This is a genomic window from Micromonospora sp. RTP1Z1 (genome assembly GCF_033804685.1).
GTDB lineage: Bacteria > Actinomycetota > Actinomycetes > Mycobacteriales > Micromonosporaceae > Micromonospora.
Map to the genome: position 1 here is coordinate 20,306 of NZ_JAPFQV010000019.1, position 17,498 is coordinate 37,803.

Annotated in this window: 20 protein-coding genes; 16 read left to right on the plus strand and 4 right to left on the minus strand. The window is 72.4% G+C overall.

Translation table 11 applies throughout. The features are described from left to right. The first annotated feature begins 87 nt into the window (after window positions 1-87). From SLP03_RS12255 to SLP03_RS12275, 5 genes are read left to right on the plus strand one after another with little or no spacing between them, the layout of a single operon-like run. A complete protein-coding gene (locus tag SLP03_RS12255) occupies window positions 88-705 on the plus strand; it encodes a phosphatase PAP2 family protein (protein WP_319460685.1) in 618 nt (205 codons plus the stop codon). After that, complete coding sequence (locus tag SLP03_RS12260; protein WP_319460686.1) at window positions 702-1,319, plus strand: DedA family protein; 618 nt, start codon at window positions 702-704, stop codon at window positions 1,317-1,319. The genes SLP03_RS12255 and SLP03_RS12260 overlap by 4 nt, the downstream gene beginning before the upstream one ends. Before the next feature lie 51 nt (window positions 1,320-1,370). After that, window positions 1,371-2,327 (plus strand): ABC transporter ATP-binding protein, encoded by a 957-nt coding sequence (locus SLP03_RS12265; RefSeq protein WP_319460687.1) that lies wholly within the window; start codon window positions 1,371-1,373, stop codon window positions 2,325-2,327. Further along, the gene (locus SLP03_RS12270; protein ID WP_319460688.1) at window positions 2,324-3,184 is read left to right on the plus strand and encodes an ABC transporter permease; all 861 of its coding nucleotides are present in this window, start codon (window positions 2,324-2,326) and stop codon (window positions 3,182-3,184) included. Before SLP03_RS12265 ends, SLP03_RS12270 begins: the two co-directional genes overlap by 4 nt. Before the next feature lie 2 nt (window positions 3,185-3,186). Next, the gene (locus SLP03_RS12275; RefSeq protein WP_319460689.1) at window positions 3,187-3,639 is read left to right on the plus strand and encodes a hypothetical protein; all 453 of its coding nucleotides are present in this window, start codon (window positions 3,187-3,189) and stop codon (window positions 3,637-3,639) included. A 210-nt stretch (window positions 3,640-3,849) separates the two neighbouring features. On the opposite strand, the gene SLP03_RS12280 is transcribed toward SLP03_RS12275, so the two are convergent. Then, window positions 3,850-4,608, minus strand: coding sequence for a FadR/GntR family transcriptional regulator (locus tag SLP03_RS12280; protein ID WP_319460690.1), 759 nt, complete (start codon window positions 4,606-4,608; stop codon window positions 3,850-3,852). A gap of 186 nt (window positions 4,609-4,794) precedes the next feature. On the opposite strand from SLP03_RS12280, the gene SLP03_RS12285 reads away from it, so the two are divergent. The 8 genes from SLP03_RS12285 to SLP03_RS12320 all read left to right on the plus strand — a co-directional run bounded on the left by SLP03_RS12285 (window position 4,795) and on the right by SLP03_RS12320 (window position 12,389). Next, window positions 4,795-6,036 carry a sugar ABC transporter substrate-binding protein gene (locus SLP03_RS12285; RefSeq protein ID WP_319460691.1) on the plus strand — a complete coding sequence of 414 codons (1,242 nt, stop codon included), beginning with the start codon at window positions 4,795-4,797 and terminating at the stop codon, window positions 6,034-6,036. A 75-nt stretch (window positions 6,037-6,111) separates the two neighbouring features. Continuing rightward, window positions 6,112-7,059 (plus strand): sugar ABC transporter permease, encoded by a 948-nt coding sequence (locus SLP03_RS12290; protein WP_319460692.1) that lies wholly within the window; start codon window positions 6,112-6,114, stop codon window positions 7,057-7,059. Continuing rightward, complete coding sequence (locus SLP03_RS12295) at window positions 7,056-7,871, plus strand: carbohydrate ABC transporter permease (RefSeq protein ID WP_319460693.1); 816 nt, start codon at window positions 7,056-7,058, stop codon at window positions 7,869-7,871. The genes SLP03_RS12290 and SLP03_RS12295 overlap by 4 nt, the downstream gene beginning before the upstream one ends. A 6-nt stretch (window positions 7,872-7,877) precedes the next feature. Beyond that, window positions 7,878-9,026, plus strand: coding sequence for a galactonate dehydratase (gene dgoD / locus SLP03_RS12300; protein ID WP_319460694.1), 1,149 nt, complete (start codon window positions 7,878-7,880; stop codon window positions 9,024-9,026). A 2-nt stretch (window positions 9,027-9,028) separates the two neighbouring features. Then, window positions 9,029-9,652, plus strand: coding sequence for a bifunctional 4-hydroxy-2-oxoglutarate aldolase/2-dehydro-3-deoxy-phosphogluconate aldolase (locus SLP03_RS12305; RefSeq protein ID WP_319460695.1), 624 nt, complete (start codon window positions 9,029-9,031; stop codon window positions 9,650-9,652). Further along, window positions 9,649-10,602: a sugar kinase gene (locus SLP03_RS12310; RefSeq protein WP_319460696.1), complete on the plus strand. Its 954-nt coding sequence runs from the start codon at window positions 9,649-9,651 to the stop codon at window positions 10,600-10,602. The genes SLP03_RS12305 and SLP03_RS12310 overlap by 4 nt, the downstream gene beginning before the upstream one ends. Before the next feature lie 25 nt (window positions 10,603-10,627). Continuing rightward, the gene (manD, locus tag SLP03_RS12315) at window positions 10,628-11,857 is read left to right on the plus strand and encodes a D-mannonate dehydratase ManD (protein ID WP_319460697.1); all 1,230 of its coding nucleotides are present in this window, start codon (window positions 10,628-10,630) and stop codon (window positions 11,855-11,857) included. Continuing rightward, window positions 11,847-12,389, plus strand: coding sequence for a gluconokinase (locus SLP03_RS12320; protein ID WP_319460698.1), 543 nt, complete (start codon window positions 11,847-11,849; stop codon window positions 12,387-12,389). The genes manD and SLP03_RS12320 overlap by 11 nt, the downstream gene beginning before the upstream one ends. A 37-nt stretch (window positions 12,390-12,426) precedes the next feature. On the opposite strand, the gene SLP03_RS12325 is transcribed toward SLP03_RS12320, so the two are convergent. From SLP03_RS12325 to SLP03_RS12335, 3 genes are all read right to left on the minus strand, one after another. Next, entirely contained in the window at window positions 12,427-12,843 is a 417-nt protein-coding gene (locus SLP03_RS12325) for a YchJ family protein (RefSeq protein WP_319460699.1), read from the minus strand. 46 nt (window positions 12,844-12,889) lie between these two features. Continuing rightward, window positions 12,890-13,378, minus strand: coding sequence for a hypothetical protein (locus SLP03_RS12330; protein WP_319460700.1), 489 nt, complete (start codon window positions 13,376-13,378; stop codon window positions 12,890-12,892). A gap of 215 nt (window positions 13,379-13,593) precedes the next feature. Then, complete coding sequence (locus SLP03_RS12335; protein WP_319460701.1) at window positions 13,594-13,767, minus strand: hypothetical protein; 174 nt, start codon at window positions 13,765-13,767, stop codon at window positions 13,594-13,596. 274 nt (window positions 13,768-14,041) lie between these two features. Here SLP03_RS12335 and SLP03_RS12340 point away from each other — a divergent pair, with 274 nt between their 5' ends. From SLP03_RS12340 to SLP03_RS12350, 3 genes are all read left to right on the plus strand, one after another. Continuing rightward, the gene (locus tag SLP03_RS12340; protein ID WP_319460702.1) at window positions 14,042-14,599 is read left to right on the plus strand and encodes a hypothetical protein; all 558 of its coding nucleotides are present in this window, start codon (window positions 14,042-14,044) and stop codon (window positions 14,597-14,599) included. Between the two features lie 218 nt (window positions 14,600-14,817). Further along, window positions 14,818-15,318 carry a hypothetical protein gene (locus tag SLP03_RS12345; RefSeq protein WP_319460703.1) on the plus strand — a complete coding sequence of 167 codons (501 nt, stop codon included), beginning with the start codon at window positions 14,818-14,820 and terminating at the stop codon, window positions 15,316-15,318. Then, on the plus strand, window positions 15,318-17,492 hold the full coding sequence (locus SLP03_RS12350) for a bifunctional polysaccharide deacetylase/glycosyltransferase family 2 protein (RefSeq protein ID WP_319460704.1): 2,175 nt from the start codon (window positions 15,318-15,320) through the stop codon (window positions 17,490-17,492). Before SLP03_RS12345 ends, SLP03_RS12350 begins: the two co-directional genes overlap by 1 nt. The last annotated feature ends 6 nt before the right edge of the window (window positions 17,493-17,498 follow it).

The following is a 17,498-nucleotide window of genomic DNA, read 5'->3' on the forward strand; positions in this document are numbered from 1 at the left end:
AGTGCAGCACGGCCGCCCGTGTCCTTCATCTGCCCTTCATGCACGACTGCCTACCGTCGGCCACCTAGCCCTGGGCGGAAGGACACGATGAACGAGCGACTCTTCATGGAGATCAACGACTTCGCCCGGGCGACGCCGTGGCTGCACACCGCTCTGTCCGGCTACGCCGCGTACGGCGTGGTCCTGTTCGCCGTGATGCTGCTCGCGGGCTGGTGGATCGCCCGACGACGGGGCAGCGGCATGCCCGCGGCGGTGTGGGCTCCGGTGGGCATGCTGCTCGCCGTCGCGGTCAACCAGCCGCTCGTTGCCGCCGTGCACGAGCCACGCCCGTACACCACGCTACCCGGCATCCTGGTGCTGGTCGACCACAGCACCGACCCGTCGTTCCCCTCGGACCACGCCACCATGGCCGGAGCCGTCGCCGCCGGACTGCTGCTGGTCAGCTGGCGGCTCGGCCTGCTGGCGGTCGTCGCCGCCGCGCTGATGGGCTTCGCCCGCGTGTACGTCGCCGCCCACTACCCCTACGACGTCCTGGCCGGATTCGCCCTCGGCGCCGTCGTGACGCTGCTCGGGTACCTCCTCGCCCGCCGCCCCCTGGCTTACGGCCTGCGCCGGCTGGAACACACCCGGCTCCGGCCCCTGCTGGGCCCCTCGACCGCAGACGCCGCCGCCGACGAACACGCTCCGGCGCTCGACTACCGATGAGTGTTCTGGCCTCACTCACGGGTCTGGTCACGCACCAGGGCTATCTCGGCATCTTCGTCCTGGTCTTCGTCGAGGGCTTCGGTGTCCCCGCGCCCGGCGAGACGGCGATCATTTTGGGGTCCGGCTACGCCGCACGCGGAGACCTGAACATCGCCGGGGTCGCCGCAGTCGCGTTCCTGGCCGCAGTCAGCGGCGACAGCGTCGGCTACCTGATCGGCCGGACCGGGGGCCGTCCGTTGATCCTGCGCTACGGCCGGTACGTGCGTCTGACGCCGGGGCGGCTGGCGCGGATCGAGGCGTTCATGGGCCGGCACGGGCCGAAGGTCGTCGCGATCGCCCGCTTCGTCGAAGGCCTGCGGCAGTTCAACGGAGTCATCGCGGGCGCCACCGGCATGCCGTGGCCGCGGTTCGTCACGTACAACGCGCTCGGCGCCGCCGCCTGGGTGGGCGTGTGGGCGACCGCCGGCTACCTCGCCAGCGACCACATCCGGGCGATCGAGGCCGACCTGCACCGCTACCAGTGGTACGTGATCCCCGCCGCGGTCCTCGTGGTTATCGGCTACGCCGGGTGGCACGTGGTCCGCCACCGCCGTCGCCAGGCGGATCCCCGCTGACAGCCGCGCGCTTTCATCCCGGCTTCATGTCTGATCTTTAGCGTCTGGGGCATGAGCGATGTGCTGGCGGTCAACGCCGTCAACCTCACCAAGACCTACGGCTCGCTGACCGCCGTCGACGACATCACCGTTCAGGTCGCCCAAGGCGAGGTGTACGGCGTCCTCGGCCCCAACGGCGCCGGCAAGACCACCTTCCTCCGGATGCTGTTCGGGCTGATCCGCCCCGACAGTGGCACCCTGGAGGTGTTCGGCCGCTCCTGGCAACGCCACGGGGTCAACTCCCTGGCCGGAGTGGCCGGGTTCATCGAGAGTCCGAAGTTCTACCCCGGCCTCACCGGCCGCCGGAACCTGCAGCTGCTCGCCGGCCTCGACGGCGACGTCGCCGCCGACCGCGTCGACGAGGTCCTCGAGGTCGTCGGGCTGAACGACCGGCAGCGCGACAAGGTCCGCGGCTACTCCTTCGGCATGCGGCAGCGCCTCGGCGTCGCCTCCGCCCTGCTACGCGACCCGCAGCTGCTGGTCCTCGACGAGCCCGCCAACGGGCTGGACCCCGCCGGCATGCGGGACATGCGCGCGCTGGTACGCCGGCTCGCCGACACCGGCCTCACCGTGCTGCTGAGCAGCCACGACATGGCCGAGGTCGAGCAGATCTGCGACAACGTGACGATCATGCGGTCCGGGTCGGTGGTGCACCACGGCTCGATCGCCGCGCTGCGCGAGCACGCACCCGAACAGGCCCACCGGTTCACCACCACCGACGACACCCGGACCGAAGAACTGGCCCGTGCTCGGGGGCTGGAAGTCAGCGGCGTCGACGGCGGGCTGGCCGTCCGCGGGCCGCAGAAGGATGTCGACGCCCTCGTCGCCGACATCGTCGACGCCGGCATCGCCCTGCGTGGCCTCACCCGCGACGAGACACCACTGGAGGCGCTGTTCTTCATGCTCACCGAGTCCGCACCCGCCAGCCTCTCCGCCAACCTCGATGCCCCCGCCGGAGCCCCCCGATGAGCGCCACCAGCACCGTGCCCACGGACGCGCCCGCTGTCCGCCGCCGCCCCGGCACCGCCACCGTGCTGCGCGGGGAGGTGGCCAAGCTCGCCGCCCAGGCCCGCAGCCGCGCCCTGATCATCGGCGCGCTGGTCGTCCCGGTCGCGATCGTGCTGATCTTCAGCACCCAACTGCCGCCCAAGGACACCCTCTACGGCCGGCACATCCACACCAGCGGCTACGCGGTCCCACTGTTCGTGCTCGCCTTTGCCCACCAGTGGGTGCTGCCCCTGCTCGCCGCGCTGGTCGCCGGGGACATCTTCGCCAACGAGGACCAGCACGGCACCTGGAAGACGATCCTCACCCGCTCGGTCAGCCGCGCCCAGGTCTTCTGGGCCAAGACGCTCACCGCGATCGGGTTCAACCTGCTCGTGCTGGCTCTGCTCGCCGCCAGCACCATCACCACCAGCCTGCTCGTCGTCGGCACCCAACCCCTGCCCGGGCTCAGCGGCCAACTCATCCCCGCCGGCAGCGCGCTGCCCATCGTCATCGCGAGCTGGGCCACCGCCGTGGCGCCGATGCTCGGCTTCACCGCCCTGGCGATCCTGCTGTCGGTCACCACCCGCAACCCCACCATCGGCGTCGCCGCACCCGTCGTCCTCGGCATGCTCATGCAACTGCTCAGCAGCCTCGGCGGCCTGAACCAGGCCCGCCAGTTGCTGCTCACCACCCCGTTCGAGGCATGGCACGGGCTGCTCACCGCGCACCCCTTCCACGCACCGATCGTCACCGGCGCTCTCGTCAGCGCCGGCTGGCTGGTCGCCTGCCTGACCTTCGCCCACGTCTACCTGCGTCGTCGCGACATCACCGGAGGCTGACCATGACCCGCCTGCGCACCACCGTCCTGGCCGCCGGCCTCGCGGTCGCCGCCACCTCCTCGCTGGCCGGGTGCGGCCAGCCTGAGGTCACGAAGGCCCGCCTCGAACGCGCCATCACCCCGACCTTCGCGAACCTGTACGTCCAGCGCGCCGCGCTGCTCGGCGAGCCCAGCGTCACCGCCGCCGGCGTCGGTGCCTCCGCCAACTGCGATCGGGGCGGCCCGAAGATCCCGGACGTCGGACCCGGGCCCGACTGGATCTGCATGATCCACTTCACCGACGACCACGGACAGCCGCAGGACGGCAAGTTCGAAATCCAGGCCAAGGCCGACGCCACCTACGTGGCCGGGGGGCCGTCGAAACTCATCGGTCAGGCCATGCTCACCGACACGCACGGCCGGGACGTCCCCAACCCCGTGTTCGAGTTCGACGGCGCCTTCGACCCCGACCGCTGACCCGCCGAGGCGGTCGGCGGCGCCGGCAAGGAGCGTCCGCCCCCGCAGCGGTCTCGGTGTGCGTACGGTCGACCGCGCCCCAGGCGTCGAGCAGCGCGAACCACTCGTCCCAGTCGCGTCCGGTCCGCTCCCGCAGCAGCGTCGCCGAGATCCGCCCGCCGGACGACGTGCCGGCCTCGCCTTCGACCGCCCGGAGTGGGGAAGGTCAGCTCACCGGCCGGGTTCGCCGGTCTGGCCCCACATCGACTTCATCTCGTCGAATGCCTGCTCCATGATGCGCACCATCGCCTCCCGCGCCCGCTCGCCGTCCCGCCGCTGGATCGCCTGCGCGACGTCGGCGTGCAGCTGCAGGGCCTGCTCATCGGGGTAGTGCGGCATCAGGTGGTAGTGGTGCCGGCCGGTGAGCACCTCGGCGACGAGTTCCTGGAGCTTCGCGAACATCTCGTTGCCGGAGGCGGCCAGCACCCGCCGGTGGAACTCGATGTCCAGGCTGAGGAAGCGCGCCTCGTCGCCGGCCTTCCCGGCAGCCCACATCTTGGCGGCGAGCCCGACCAGCTCGCTCGCCTCGTCGTGGTCGGCCCGGCCGGCGGCCAGCCAGGCGGCGTGCGGCTCGACCGCGGTCCGCAGCTCGGTGATCGAGCGGAGCTGCCCCATCCGGCCGGCGGAGGCGAGCCGCCAGCGGATCACCTGCGGATCGAAGACGTTCCAGGCCTCGGCCGGTCGGATCATGACCCCGACCCGGCGCCGGGTCTCGACGAATCCCATGGACGCGAGCACCCGCAGGACCTCGCGGATCACCGAGCGGGAGACCGCGTACCGCTCGACCAGGTCGTCGATGTTGAGGACCGAGCCGGCGGCCACCTCGCCGCCGCAGATGGCGGTGCCGAGGTGGTCGAGAACGCGGGCGTGCAGCCCGGCCTCGGCAGGGGCGTGCTGGGCGGGTGCGACCCCTGAGGAGGACTGATCCACGACTCGGAGCATATCAGTTGTGGATCACCCCTTGAATAAGTCGGCTTTATCGGCCTAACATCCCGTCGTTAAGCGGACGTTATAACGATGTGGCGCTCTTCCCGCTGGGCGGCGGCCACGACAGAAGGAGAGATGGACGTGCGGCGTCGATCGATAATTGGTACTTCTCTGGCTGTGGTTGCCGCCATGGGCCTCTCCGCCTGCGGCGGCGGTGGCGACGACAGCGGCGCGTCCAAGACGGTCCGGGTGACCCTGGCGAACCACGTGTGGACGGAGAACATCAAGCAGGCCCTGCCCGAGTTCGAGAAGCAGACCGGGCTCAAGGTCGAGATCACCCAGCTCGGCGAGGACCAGCTCTCCGACCAGTACAACGTGAAGCTGAACGCCGGCTCGTCCGACATCGACGTGATGATGTACCGCCCCCTGCAGGAGGGGAAGCTGTTCGCAAAGAACAAGTACCTCGCCGACCTGTCGGACCAGGTGAAGTCCAACAAGGACTGGGACTTCGCCGACTTCCAGTCCGGGCCGGTCGAGGCCACCTCGTACCAGGGCAAGCCGGTCGGCGTCCCGATCATCACCGAGCAGGAGGTCCTCTACTACCGCAAGGACCTGCTCGCCAAGGCCGGCCTGAGCGCCCCGCCGAAGACCCTCGACGAGCTCAAGGCCGCCGCTGCCAAGATCCAGGCCGCCCAGCCGGGCGTCGCCGGCTTCGTCGCCCGGACCGGCAAGTCGCCGGCGGTCACCCAGTTCTCCAGCTTCCTCTACAGCTTCGGCGGTGACTTCGTCGACGGCAGCGGCAAGGCCGCCGTCAACAGTGACGCCGCCAAGCAGGCGTACGCCTACTACGGCGGGCTGATCAAGGACCACGGCCCGGCCAACGTCAGCACCGACATGAGCTGGCCCGAGGCGATGGCCATCTTCACCCAGGGCAAGGCGGCCTTCTACACCGAGGCCGACTCGCTCTACAAGAACGCCACCGACCCGGCCAAGTCCAAGGTGGCCGACACCGTCGGCTTCGCGCCGTTCCCGGCCGGACCGGCCGGCTCCAAGCCGTACAACATCCCGTCCTGGGCACTGGGCGTCAACGACGGCTCGAAGAACAAGAGCAACGCCTGGAAGTTCGTCGAGTGGGCCACCGGCAAGCAGCAGACGCTCGCCCAGCAGAAGTCCGGCGTGCCGAGCGCCCGTACCTCCGTCTGGGCCAACCCGGAGGGCACCGCGACCTACCCGAAGGACCTCGTCGAGGCCATTGCCGTCAGCACCAAGGACGGCGTCGGCCACGACCGGCCGCTGGTCGTGAAGGTCGCCCAGGCCCGCGAGCTCGTCGGCCAGCCGATCGTCGAGGCGATCGCCGGCAAGGACGCCGCAGCCGCGGCCGACACGGCGAACACCGCCTTCCAGAAGTTCCTGGACGACGAGGCCAAGTAAGCCGCGCGCGGGTGGTGGGGCCGGTCGGTCCCACCACCCGCGTACCCCCCCGGCCCGCCCACTCCCGGAGATCCCATGGCAACAGTCACCACCCCCGCCCGAGCGCCCGGCGGCGCCTCGGCCATGCCCGACACGCCCGGCTGGGCGCGCTGGGCCAACGACCACCGCAAGTGGCTCTTCGCCACCCCGGCGATGGTCTTCGTCGCCGCGCTGATCGTCTTCCCGCTGGCCTGGACCGGCTACCTCAGCCTCACCGACGCCGAGGGTTCCGTCCGCGCCGAGAGCGAGTTCGTCGGCTTCCGGAACTACCTCGACGTGCTGTCGGACACCGACCGGTTCTGGCCGGCCGTCGGGCGGACCGCCACGTTCACCGTCGTGGCGCTGCTCTTCGAGGTCGTCCTCGGGATGGCGGTCGCGCTGCTGCTGTGGCGACCGTTCCGCGGCCAGAAGTGGGTCCGGGTGGCCATCCTGATGCCGCTGGTCGCCACCCCGGTCGCCGTCGGCATGATGTGGCGGCTCATCTTCGACCCCAACATCGGCCTGGCCAACCAGGTGCTCGGCTGGGTCGGCATCGGCCCCCAGCCGTGGCTCGCCGGCCAGCACTCGGCGCTGCCCACCACCATCTTCATCGACGTCTGGCAGTGGACGCCGATGGTGGTGCTGATCCTGCTCGCCGGGCTGACCTCGCTCTCCGAGGAGCCGCAGGAGGCGGCCCGGATCGACGGCGCCAGCACCTGGCAGCGGTTCCGGCACGTCACCCTGCCGCTGCTGATGCCCACGGTGATCGTGGCGATCCTGCTGCGCGGCATCGACGCGTTGAAGACCTTCGACATCCTCTACGCCACCAAGGGCCGCGGCGGCGGCTCGTTCCACGAGGTGGAGACCCTCAACGTGTACGCCTACGGCCTCAGCTTCGACTACAACGAGTACGGCGTCTCCTCGGCCGTGCTCATCATCTTCTTCCTGATCATCATCGGGTCGATGTGGGCCCTGACCGCCCGGCGCAAGGAGAAGCAGCGATGAAGCCCCGTCCCGCGTACCGGGTGTTCCGGGTGGTGGCGCTCGCCGTCGTGGTGCTGTCGCTGCTCGCGCCGCTGCTCTGGATGATCGCCGCGTCGCTCAAGACCAACGTCGACATCTACGACACCGGCAAGGCGCTGGTCTTTTCGCCCACCATGGACAACTACGCCACCGTGCTCAAGCGGGCCAACTACGTCCAGTTCATCGGCAACAGCCTGTGGGTGGCCTTCGCCGCGACCGTGGCGTCGCTGATCCTCGGCGTGCCGGCCGCGTACTCGATGAGCCGGTTCAACATGCGCAAGTCCGCGCTGGTGGTGCTGATGGCCCGGGTCATCCCCGGCGTCTCGCTGCTGGTGCCCTGGTACTACGTCTTCTCCAACCTGCAGATGGTCGGCGGCTTCGGCGTGCTGATCCTCAGCCACATGTTCGTGTCGCTGCCGCTGGTGGTCTACATCATGATGGGCTACTTCGACGGCCTGCCGGAGGAGCTGGAGGAGGCGGCGCTGGTCGACGGGCTGACCCACATCGGCGCGTTCCGCCGGATCACCCTGCCGCTGTCCGTGCCGGGCGTCGCCACCGCCGGCATCCTGTCCTTCATCTTCTCCTGGAACAACTTCATGTTCGCCCTGGTGCTCTCCGGCGCCGACACCAAGACCCTGCCCGTGGCGATCTTCGACTTCGTCGGCTACGCCAGCATCGACTGGGGCGGGCTGATGGCCGCCGCGACCGTGGTCACTCTGCCGATCATGCTGATCGCCCTGTTCGTGCAGAAGTACGTGGTCTCCGGCCTCACCGCCGGCGCGACGAAGGGCTGAGCAGTCATGACGACAATCGCGCGCATCGAGACCTTCCTCGTCGCACCCCGGTGGCTCTTCGTCCGGGTGGAGACCGCCTCCGGGGTCGTCGGCTGGGGCGAGGCCACCTGCGAGGGGCGCTCCGAAACCGTCCGGACCGCCGTCGAGCAGCTCGGCGAGCTGCTGATCGGCCGGGACGCGCTGCGCATCGAGGACCACTGGCAGGTCATGACCAAGGGCTCGTTCTACCGGGGCGGCCCGATCCTGGCCAGCGCCGTGTCCGGCCTCGACCAGGCGCTGTGGGACATCGCCGGCAAGCACCTCGGCGCCCCGGTGCACCAGTTGCTCGGCGGCCCGGTCCGGGACCGGATCCGGGTGTACGGCTGGGTGGGCGGCGACGAGCCGAGCGAGGTCCGCGACCACATCGCCGCCCAGGTCGAGGCGGGCCTGACCGCGGTCAAGATGAACGCCTCCGGCCGGATGAGCCCGATCGCCTCGGTGGCCGAGCTCGACGGCGTGGTCGCCCGGGTGGCCGCGGCCCGCGAGGTGCTCGGCGACGACCGCGACGTCGCCGTCGACTTCCACGGCCGGTTCACCCTGGCCAACGCCCGCCGGGTGGCGCCGCTGCTGGAGCCGTACCGGCCGCTGTTCCTGGAGGAGCCGGTCGTCCCGGAGAACTCCCACCTGATCGGCGACTTCGTCCGGTCGACCACCACGCCGGTGTCCACCGGGGAGCGGCTCTACAGCAGGCAGGAGTTCCTGCCCGTGCTCCAGGCCGGGATCGCGGTCGCGCAGCCGGACCTCTCGCATGCCGGTGGCATCACCGAGGTACGCAAGATCGCCGCGCTCGCCGAGGTGTACGACGTGCAGCTCGCGCCGCACTGCCCGCTCGGGCCGATCGCCCTCGCGGCCTGCCTGCAGGTCGGCTTCGCCACGCCCAACTACCTGATCCAGGAACAGAGCATCGGCATCCACTACAACCTCGGCGCCGAGGTCCTCGACTACTGCCTCGACAAGACGCCGCTGACCTTCGTCGACGGGTACGTGGAGCGGCTCACCGCGCCCGGCCTGGGCATCGAGATCGACGAGGCGGCGGTTCGCGCCGCGGACAAGCGCGGCCACGCCTGGCGCAGCCCGATGTTCCGGCACCCCGACGGCTCCTACGCGGAATGGTGACCATGCCCCTCGACCTCACCGCAGAACTCGCCGCCACCCGCCTGCTGGCGGTCATCCGCGGCACCGACACCGCCGCCGCCATCGCCACCGGCACCGCCCTGCTCGCCGAGGGCGTACGGGTGGTGGAGGTGGCCCTGACCACGCCGGGCGCGCTGGACGCGATCGCGGCGATCCGGGCTGCGGCCCCGGCCGGATCGCTGGTCGGCGCCGGCACGGTGCTCACCTCGGCGGCCGTCGCCGACGTGGCCGCCGCCGGGGCGCAGTTCGTGGTCACCCCGGCCGTCGTGGACTCCGTCCCCGAGGCGGTCCGTCGCGGGCTCCCGGTGGCCGCCGGGGCGCTCACCCCGACCGAGGCGTACGCCGCGGTCCGCGCGGGGGCCGCCGTCGTCAAGCTCGTCCCGGCGTCGCTGGGTGGGCCGGCCTACCTGAAGGCGCTGCGCGACCCGTTCCCGGACATCCCGTTCGTCGCGGTCGGCGGGGTGGGTCTCGCCGAGCTGCCCGGCTACCTCGCCGCCGGCGCGATCGCCGTCGGCGTCGGCGGCCCGCTGGTCGGCGACGCCGCCTCCGGCGGCGACCTCGACGCGCTGCGGGAGCGGGCCCGGGCCTACGTCGCCGTGGTGTCATGACCGCCGTCGACCTGCTCACCTTCGGTGAGGCCCTGGTGTCCCTGCGGTCGGCCGGGCCGCTGGCCGCCGGAGGCGACCTGACCATGCACCTGGCGGGGGCCGAGTCCAACGTGGCGATCGGGGTGGCCCGGCTCGGCCACCGGGCCGCCTGGGCCGGCCGGGTCAGCGACGACGAGCTCGGCGGGTACCTGCTGCGGCAGCTGCGGGCCGAGGGCGTCGGCGTCGACCACGTCACCCGCGACCCGGACCGGCCGGCCGGGCTGATGTTCCTGGAACGGCGCACCGCCGACCTGACCCGGGTGCGCTACCACCGGGCCGACTCGGCCGGGTCCGCGCTCTCCGTCGAGGATCTGCGCCCGGCCCTGGCCGCTGGTGCCCGCGTGCTGCACCTGACCGGCATCACCCCGGCGCTCTCCGACAGCGCCCGCGAGGCCACCCGGTGGGCGGCGGAGACGGCGTCCCGGTCCGGGGCGCTGGTCTGCCTCGACGTCAACCACCGGGCGAAGCTCTGGAGCCGCGACGAGGCCCGCGCCGTGCTCGCCCCCCTCGCCGGCCACGCCTCGGTGCTCGTCGCCTCCGCCGACGAGCTGGACCTCGTCGGCGAGCCGGGCGCGGACGAGGGCAGCCTCGTCGCCGGGCTGCTCGCACGCGGGGTGGCGACCGTGCTGGTCAAGCTCGGCGCCGACGGCGCCCGGGCGTACACCCGCGACGGCGTCCGGCACGCGGCGGCGCTGCCGGTCACCGCGGTGGACACGGTGGGCGCGGGCGACGCCTTCACCGCCGGCTACCTCTCGGGCCACCTGGACGGACTCGACCTGGCCGGGCGACTGCGTCGGGCGGTCACCCTCGGCGCCTTCGCCGTCGCCGGACCCGGCGACTGGGAGGCCCTGCCGCGCCGCGACGAGCTGTCCCTCCTGGACGACCTGCCGCCCGGCAGCACCCTTCGCTGACACCACCCCTGAGAAAGGCACCTGCGTGAAGATCGTCGCAGCGGACGTCGTCGTCTCCAGCCCCGACCGCAACTTCGTCACCCTCAAGATCACCACCGACGAGGGGCTCACCGGGCTGGGGGACGGCACCCTCAACGGGCGGGAACTGTCCGTCGCCTCCTACCTGGCCGACCACGTCGTACCCCTGCTGATCGGCCGGGACCCGCACCGCATCGAGGACACCTGGCAGTTCCTCTACCGGTCGGCGTACTGGCGGCGGGGACCGGTCACCATGGCCGCCATCGCCGCCGTCGACGTCGCGCTGTGGGACATCAAGGCCAAGGCCGCCGGGATGCCGCTCTACCAGCTGCTCGGCGGCGCGTCGCGGGCCGGGATCATGGCGTACGGCCACGCCTCCGGGCGGGACCTGCCGGAACTGTTCGACTCGATCCGCCGGCACCTCGACCTCGGCTACCGGTCGATCCGGGTGCAGACCTCGGTGCCCGGCATCAACGCCGTCTACGGGGTCGCCGCCCAGCCCAGCGCCGACGGCAAGCGGTACGACTACGAGCCCGCGCAGCGCACCCCGCTGCCCGCCGAGGAGGACTGGGACACCCGCGCGTACCTGCGGCACCTCCCCGGCGTCTTCGAGGCGGTCCGCAACGAGTTCGGCCCCGAGCTGCCGCTGCTGCACGACGGGCACCACCGGATGACCCCCATCCAGGCCGCCAAGCTCGGCAAGGCCCTGGAGCCCTACGACCTGTTCTGGCTGGAGGACTGCACCCCGGCGGAGAACCAGGAGGCGCTGCGGCTGGTCCGCCAGCACACCACCACCCCGCTCGCCATCGGCGAGGTCTTCAACACCGTGTGGGACTACCAGACGCTGATCCGGGAACAGCTCATCGACTACGTCCGGTCCGCCGTCACCCATACCGGGGGCATCACGGCCATGCGTAAGCTGCTCGACTTCGCCGCCCAGTACCAGATCAAGTCCGGCATCCACGGCCCGACCGACATCTCGCCGGTCGGCATGGCCGCCGCGCTCCACCTCGACCTGGCCATCCACAACTTCGGCATCCAGGAGTACATGCAGCACGGCGCGCTGACCGACGAGGTGTTCCGGCAGTCGTTCACCTTCACCGACGGCTACCTGCACCCGGGGGAGCAGCCGGGCCTCGGTGTGGAACTCGACGAGCAGGCTGCGGCCCGGTTCCCGTACGTGCCGGCGTACCTGCCGTTCAACCGGCTCCAGGACGGCACCGTCCATGACTGGTGACCGACCGCCCACCCGGCACGTCGTGGTGATGGGCGTGTCGGGCGCGGGCAAGACGACGGTGGCCCGGGGGATCAGCGAGCTGACCGGGCTGCGGTTCGCCGAGGCGGACGAGTTCCACTCCGAGGCCAACGTGGCGCGGATGCGGTCCGGCGTACCGCTGGACGACGCCGCGCGTTGGCCGTGGCTGCGCGACCTCGCCGGGTGGATGGCCGCCCGGCACGCCGAGAGGGTGTCCACGGTGCTGGCCTGCTCGGCGCTGAAGCGGTCCTACCGGGATGTGCTGCGGCAGGGTCCGCCGGACGTGGAGTTCGTCCACCTGGCCGGGTCGGCCGAGCTCATCCGGGACCGGATGAGCCGCCGCCCGGGGCACTACATGCCGGCCAGCCTGCTCGACTCGCAGCGGGCGATCCTGGAGCACCTGGGTCCGGACGAGTCCGGCGTCGTCCTGGAGATCACGCTGCCGCCGGACGAGCTGGTCACCGCGGCGGTCGACCGTCTCGGGCTGCGGGCCGCCGCGGTCGGCGGCCGGTAGGGTCACCGGGCCCGGGCGTGGTGTCCAGGCCTGGCGCTCACTCGGGCAGCGCGTCCAGGTAGACCCAGCGGCCGTTCTCCCGGACGAAGCGGCTGCGCTCGTCCAGCGTGCCCGGACGCCCCGCCTCCCGGTAGTGGGCCCGGAACTCGACGGTGCCTTCGGAGTCGAAGAGGCCGCCCCGGTCGGTGCCGAGGATCTCCAGCCGGGTCCAGCGCTGCCCCGGGTCCAGCCGCAGCCGGGCCGGCCGGGTGGTGGAGTGCCAGCTGCGTACCAGGTAGTCGGCGTCGCCGACGGCGAAGGCGCTGAACCGGGAGCGCATCACCGCCTCGGCGGTCGCCGTGGTCGACTCGCCCCGGTGCACCGGGGCGCAGCAGTCGGCGTAGGGCAGCCCCGAGCCGCACGGGCAGGCTCCGGGGTCGGCGGTCGGGTTCCGGCGGGCACCGCGTCTCGTCACCCGCCCATTCTGCTCGACCGGTGGCCCCGGCCCGACGCGGACCTGGTCAGCCGGCCGTCTTCCGAGCCGTCCGCCGGTTGCCGAACGACTCCATGGTGGTCGTCTTCTTCGCCGGCGCCCGCGTCGCCGCGGTGGTTCGGGCCAGGGCTGCCGCCGTCGCCTTCTTGGCCGGCGACTTCTTGGCGGCGGCCTTCGTGGCCGGTGCCTTCTTCGCCGTGGCCTTCTTGGCGGGTGCCTTCTTCGCCGTGGCTTTCTTGGCCGGCGCCTTCTTGGCGGCGATCGCCTTGGCGGTCGGCTTCCGGGCGGGAGCGACCGTCGCGGCGGTGGCCTTCTTGCGGGCCACCCGGGCCGTCGTCGGGGTGGGCTTCCCGCCCGGGGTCTTGGCCGCGCTCGCCCCGGTGGCCCGTTTCGTGGCGGTCGCGACCTTCTTCGCCGCCTCTTTCCGGTTCATCGGCGCCTTGCGGGCCCCCGTCTTCTTCCGGGCGCCGGTGGGTCTGGTGGCCGCCCGGGTGGTGCCCCTTGCCGCGTCCGCCATCGTCGCTCCTCCTCGGGGATCTGCCCCGACCCCGGTCGGCGGTGCTGCCGACGGGGGCAGGGCGCTGGCCAGCCGCGTCGGGCCGACCGGCCCCGACTCGGCGGGGAGGTGACTTCCCCCGTCCGGGACACCCAAACTCCCGTGCTGCGGCGCGCTCACCCGGTTCGTGCCGCGCGTGGTGCGCCGCTACGCCGCCGGACCCGGCAGCGTCGCCCTCACCGCGACGGCGTCTCGACGAGGTCGGCCGGATCGAGGTGCAGCGTCGCGAGCAGGCCCGAGTGCTGGCCGGAGTCGATCTCGTCGGGCAGTTCCCGCCTGACCCAGTCGGCCCGGGCATGCTGGTCGCGAGCGCGTAGCGCATCGATGATCCGGTGTCGGGCGATCTTCATTTGTTGCTCCCTCATGAGGCTGTTGCGAAGATCCCGGGCGCTGCCCGGAATCGGGGTGGGAGACATGGCGCCGCAGGGGCGGCGTGGAGCAGGCGCGGGCGTGGGCGCGATCGCGTCCCCTGGGCGGATCCGGCGTGGCGGCCACCTCGAAAGTGGGAGTCGCCGGTTCCGGGATGGTCCCATCCTACGCCCCGTCAACCCGTCGCCGACGGCGACGATCAAGAGGCCGGGGGCGGGACGGGTCGGCGTTGCGCCGGACGTGTGCAATGACGACGTGAACGAGGAGAGCGAGCGATGGCTCGCCGAGGCCGTGGACCAGCTCCGCGAGTACGAGGCGGTCGGCCGGCGCACCGACGACCTGCGACGGCGCATCGACGACGCCGAGCGGCTGCTCGCCGAGGTCGGGCGGGAGCACGTCCGTCAGCGCGGCGACGTCGAGCGGCTGGAACACCGTACGGCGATCCGGCTGCTGGCGTCGCTGCGCGGAACCCGTCAGGACGACCTGGCCCGCGAGCGTGCCGAGGCCGACCGCGCCGGCCGCCGCGAGGAGGACGCCCGGGCCCGGCTGCGGACGCTGCGCCGCGAGCTTCAGGCCGCCCAGGTCCGTCGGGCCGAGCTCGCCGAGGCGCCCCGGATCCACGCCGCCCTGCTCGACGAGAAGGAGGGCCGGCTGCGCGCGGGTGGGGACCCGCGCGCGGCCCGGCTCGCCGCGCTCGCCGGCCTGGTGCTGCCGCTCTGGGTGGCGCGCCGCACTGCGGCTGGCCGCTGCGCTGCTGGCGGTCAACCCCGCGGCGGTCGGGGCGGCCCATGTCGGCGACCCGACCGGTCCTGATGGCCGGCGGGTGACCTCTGTAGCTACGACCCGGGTGACCGAGGACACGACAACGACATGCCTCGTGGGCCGAAGGGGCGGCGCGAGCCGGTTTCGCCTTGCCTGCCACGGCTGTCGCGGGATGATCCTTTCCGGTCGGTGCGACGGGGTGCTCCCTCGGGCCGACCCATCGCTCAGTTGATCATGTGGAGTGCCGGATTCCTGCATAGCGTGGGAACATGCAGAAGCGTTATGTCGCCCGCGTGTCCGTGCCCGGCGAGCCCGGGCGCGGGCCATCACGGACTGACGGGCCACCCGTCGCCCGGGGAACGGCGACAGCGCCCGGCGTCGCTTCCGCCCCGCACATCGGTGTGGCGGCCGTCGCCGCCGCCCCGGTGCCGCCCGGCGAAGCGGCACCGCCGCAGCCTCCCGCCACGGCGCCGCCCGGCACCATGCCGGTGCGCCCCGACGTGCAGCCGGTGCCGCCGGCCGGCGTGGCCGCCCCCGCGAGGGGGGTGGTGGCCATGCCCGCGACGCCGGAGCGGACCGGCGTCGACGGTGCCACGCAGATGCTCCAGGCGTCCGACGTCACCGCCGCGATCTTCGTGGACCGCTCCGGCCGCCGGGCCCGGCTGCTCCGGCGCGTCGTCTCCGTCGTGGTGCTGCTGGCCCTGCTCCTGCTCGGGGCGCTCTGGGTGAGCCAGGGCGCGGAGGTTCTCGGGCCGCGGATGGCCGCCTGATGGCGCTCTGGCGCGGCGGGCAGCGGATCGGCGGCACCGGCGACCTCACGCCCCCGCCACCGGAGCCCACCCGGCAACGACGGCGTGCCCGGCAGCGGTGGGTGTTCGCCGCGGTGGCCACCTTCATTCTGGTCAACGTGCTCGCCGTCGGCGCGTACGCCAACTCGCGCTTCATCCCGGACAACAAGCGCACCGGCCCGGAGAGCACGGCCTCGGTGCCGGCGGCGGTGCGGGACGGCGGGACGGTCGTCGACCTGCGCAGCGGGAAGCTCGACGCGCGGCGGATGCCGGCCCGGACGATCGCGCTCACCTTCGACGACGGCCCCGATCCGGTGTGGACCCCGAAGGTGCTGGACGTGCTCAGCCGGCACCACGCCCCGGCCACGTTCTTCGTCATCGGCTCCCAGGTCAGCCGGCACCCGGACATCACCCGGCGGATCGTCCGCGAGGGCCACGAGCTGGGCATCCACACCTTCACGCACCCGGAGTTGACGAACCTGCCGTCCTGGCGGCGCCGATTGGAGTACTCCCAGACCGAGGCGGTCATCGGCTACAGCACCGGGGTCACCACCCCGCTGGCCCGGCTGCCGTACTCCAGCGGAGTCGACGCGGTCGACGACTCGGACTGGCCGGTCGTGCGGGACTCCGGACGGCAGGGCTACGTCTCCGTCTTCGAGGACACCGACAGCCAGGACTGGGCCCGGCCAGGCCCGGCCGCGATCGTCCGCAACTCCACCCCCCGAGGCGACCGGGGCGCCATCGTCCTGCTGCACGACAGCGGCGGCGACCGCGCCCAGACCGTGGCCGCCCTGGACCGCTTCATCCCCGAGATGCAGGCCCGGGGCTACCGCTTCACCACCGTCTCCCAGGGGGTCGGCTGGCCCGCCGCCGCCCCCGCCGGCACCGCCGACAAGGTCCAGGGCGGACTGCTCGTCTGGGCGGTGCGGATCGCCGACGCCACCGTACGCGGGCTCTGGCTCCTGCTGATCGTCGTCGGCCTGCTCACCCTGGCTCGCACCCTGCTGCTCTTCGGCTACGCCGTGGCCCACGCCCGCCGCCGCCGCGCGCCCACCTGGTCGTGGGGTGACCGGATCACCGAGCCGGTCACGGTGATCGTGCCGGCGTACAACGAGCACACCACCATCGCGGCGGCGGTCCGGTCGCTGGCCGCCGGAACCCACCCCGACATTGAGGTGCTGGTCATCGACGACGACTCCGACGACGGCACGGCGGAGGAGGTGGAGCGGCTCGGGCTGCCCAACGTGCGGGTGGTCCGGGTGCCGGGCGGCGGCAAGCCCGGGGCGCTCAACGCCGGCGTCGCGCTGGCCCGGCACGATCTGCTGGTCATGGTGGACGCCGACACCGTGGTGGAACCGGACGCCATCCACCGCCTGGTGCAGCCCTTCGCCGACCCGCGGGTCGGCGCCGTCGCCGGCAACGTCAAGGTCGGCAACCGCCGCCGGCTGATCGGCCGCTGGCAGCACATCGAGTACGTCATCGGGTTCAGCCTCGACCGGCGGCTCTACGACACGCTGCGCTGCATGCCCACCATCCCCGGCGCCCTCGGCGCGTTCCGCCGGGAGGCCGTCCGGGCCGCCGGCGGGCTGAGCCGGGCGACGCTGGCCGAGGACACCGACCTCACCATCGGCATCCACCGGGCCGGCTGGCGGGTGGTGTACGAGGAGACGGCGGTCGCCCGCACCGAGGCGCCGAGCACCCTGCCGGAACTGTGGCGGCAGCGCTACCGGTGGAGCTACGGCACCATGCAGGCGCTCTGGCGGCACCGGCGGGCCCTGATCGAGCGTGGTCCGTCCGGTCGCTTCGGCCGGCGTGGCCTGCCGTTCATCGCCCTGTTCTCGGTGCTGCTGCCGCTGCTCGCGCCGGTGGTCGACATCTTCGCCGTGTACGGGCTGTTCTTCCTCGACCGGTACGAGACGGTCATCGCCTGGCTCGCCCTCCTGTCCATCCAGGTGATCACCGCGATCCTCGCGTTCCGCCTCGACCAGGAGCCGTTGCGCCCGCTCTGGGCGCTGCCGTTGCAGCAGTTCGTCTACCGCCAGGTGCTGTACCTGGTCCTCGTGCACTCGGTGGTCACGGCGCTGAGCGGGGGCGCGCTGAAGTGGCAGAAGCTGCGCCGAACCGGGGAGGTCGCGGCCCAGCCCACGGCCGGATGACGGCGG

Bases quoted from the DNA above. Each gene is read 5' to 3' on its own strand.
- SLP03_RS12255 (WP_319460685.1), top strand. From the start codon at position 88: ATGAACGAGCGACTCTTCATGGAGATCAACGACTTCGCCCGGGCGACG.
- SLP03_RS12260 (WP_319460686.1), top strand. From the start codon at position 702: ATGAGTGTTCTGGCCTCACTCACGGGTCTGGTCACGCACCAGGGCTAT.
- SLP03_RS12265 (WP_319460687.1), top strand. From the start codon at position 1,371: ATGAGCGATGTGCTGGCGGTCAACGCCGTCAACCTCACCAAGACCTAC.
- SLP03_RS12270 (WP_319460688.1), top strand. From the start codon at position 2,324: ATGAGCGCCACCAGCACCGTGCCCACGGACGCGCCCGCTGTCCGCCGC.
- SLP03_RS12275 (WP_319460689.1), top strand. From the start codon at position 3,187: ATGACCCGCCTGCGCACCACCGTCCTGGCCGCCGGCCTCGCGGTCGCC.
- SLP03_RS12285 (WP_319460691.1), top strand. From the start codon at position 4,795: ATGGGCCTCTCCGCCTGCGGCGGCGGTGGCGACGACAGCGGCGCGTCC.
- SLP03_RS12290 (WP_319460692.1), top strand. From the start codon at position 6,112: ATGGCAACAGTCACCACCCCCGCCCGAGCGCCCGGCGGCGCCTCGGCC.
- SLP03_RS12295 (WP_319460693.1), top strand. From the start codon at position 7,056: ATGAAGCCCCGTCCCGCGTACCGGGTGTTCCGGGTGGTGGCGCTCGCC.
- dgoD (WP_319460694.1), top strand. From the start codon at position 7,878: ATGACGACAATCGCGCGCATCGAGACCTTCCTCGTCGCACCCCGGTGG.
- SLP03_RS12305 (WP_319460695.1), top strand. From the start codon at position 9,029: ATGCCCCTCGACCTCACCGCAGAACTCGCCGCCACCCGCCTGCTGGCG.
- SLP03_RS12310 (WP_319460696.1), top strand. From the start codon at position 9,649: ATGACCGCCGTCGACCTGCTCACCTTCGGTGAGGCCCTGGTGTCCCTG.
- SLP03_RS12320 (WP_319460698.1), top strand. From the start codon at position 11,847: ATGACTGGTGACCGACCGCCCACCCGGCACGTCGTGGTGATGGGCGTG.
- SLP03_RS12330 (WP_319460700.1), bottom strand. From the start codon at position 13,378: ATGGCGGACGCGGCAAGGGGCACCACCCGGGCGGCCACCAGACCCACC.
- SLP03_RS12335 (WP_319460701.1), bottom strand. From the start codon at position 13,767: ATGAAGATCGCCCGACACCGGATCATCGATGCGCTACGCGCTCGCGAC.
- SLP03_RS12345 (WP_319460703.1), top strand. From the start codon at position 14,818: ATGCAGAAGCGTTATGTCGCCCGCGTGTCCGTGCCCGGCGAGCCCGGG.
- SLP03_RS12350 (WP_319460704.1), top strand. From the start codon at position 15,318: ATGGCGCTCTGGCGCGGCGGGCAGCGGATCGGCGGCACCGGCGACCTC.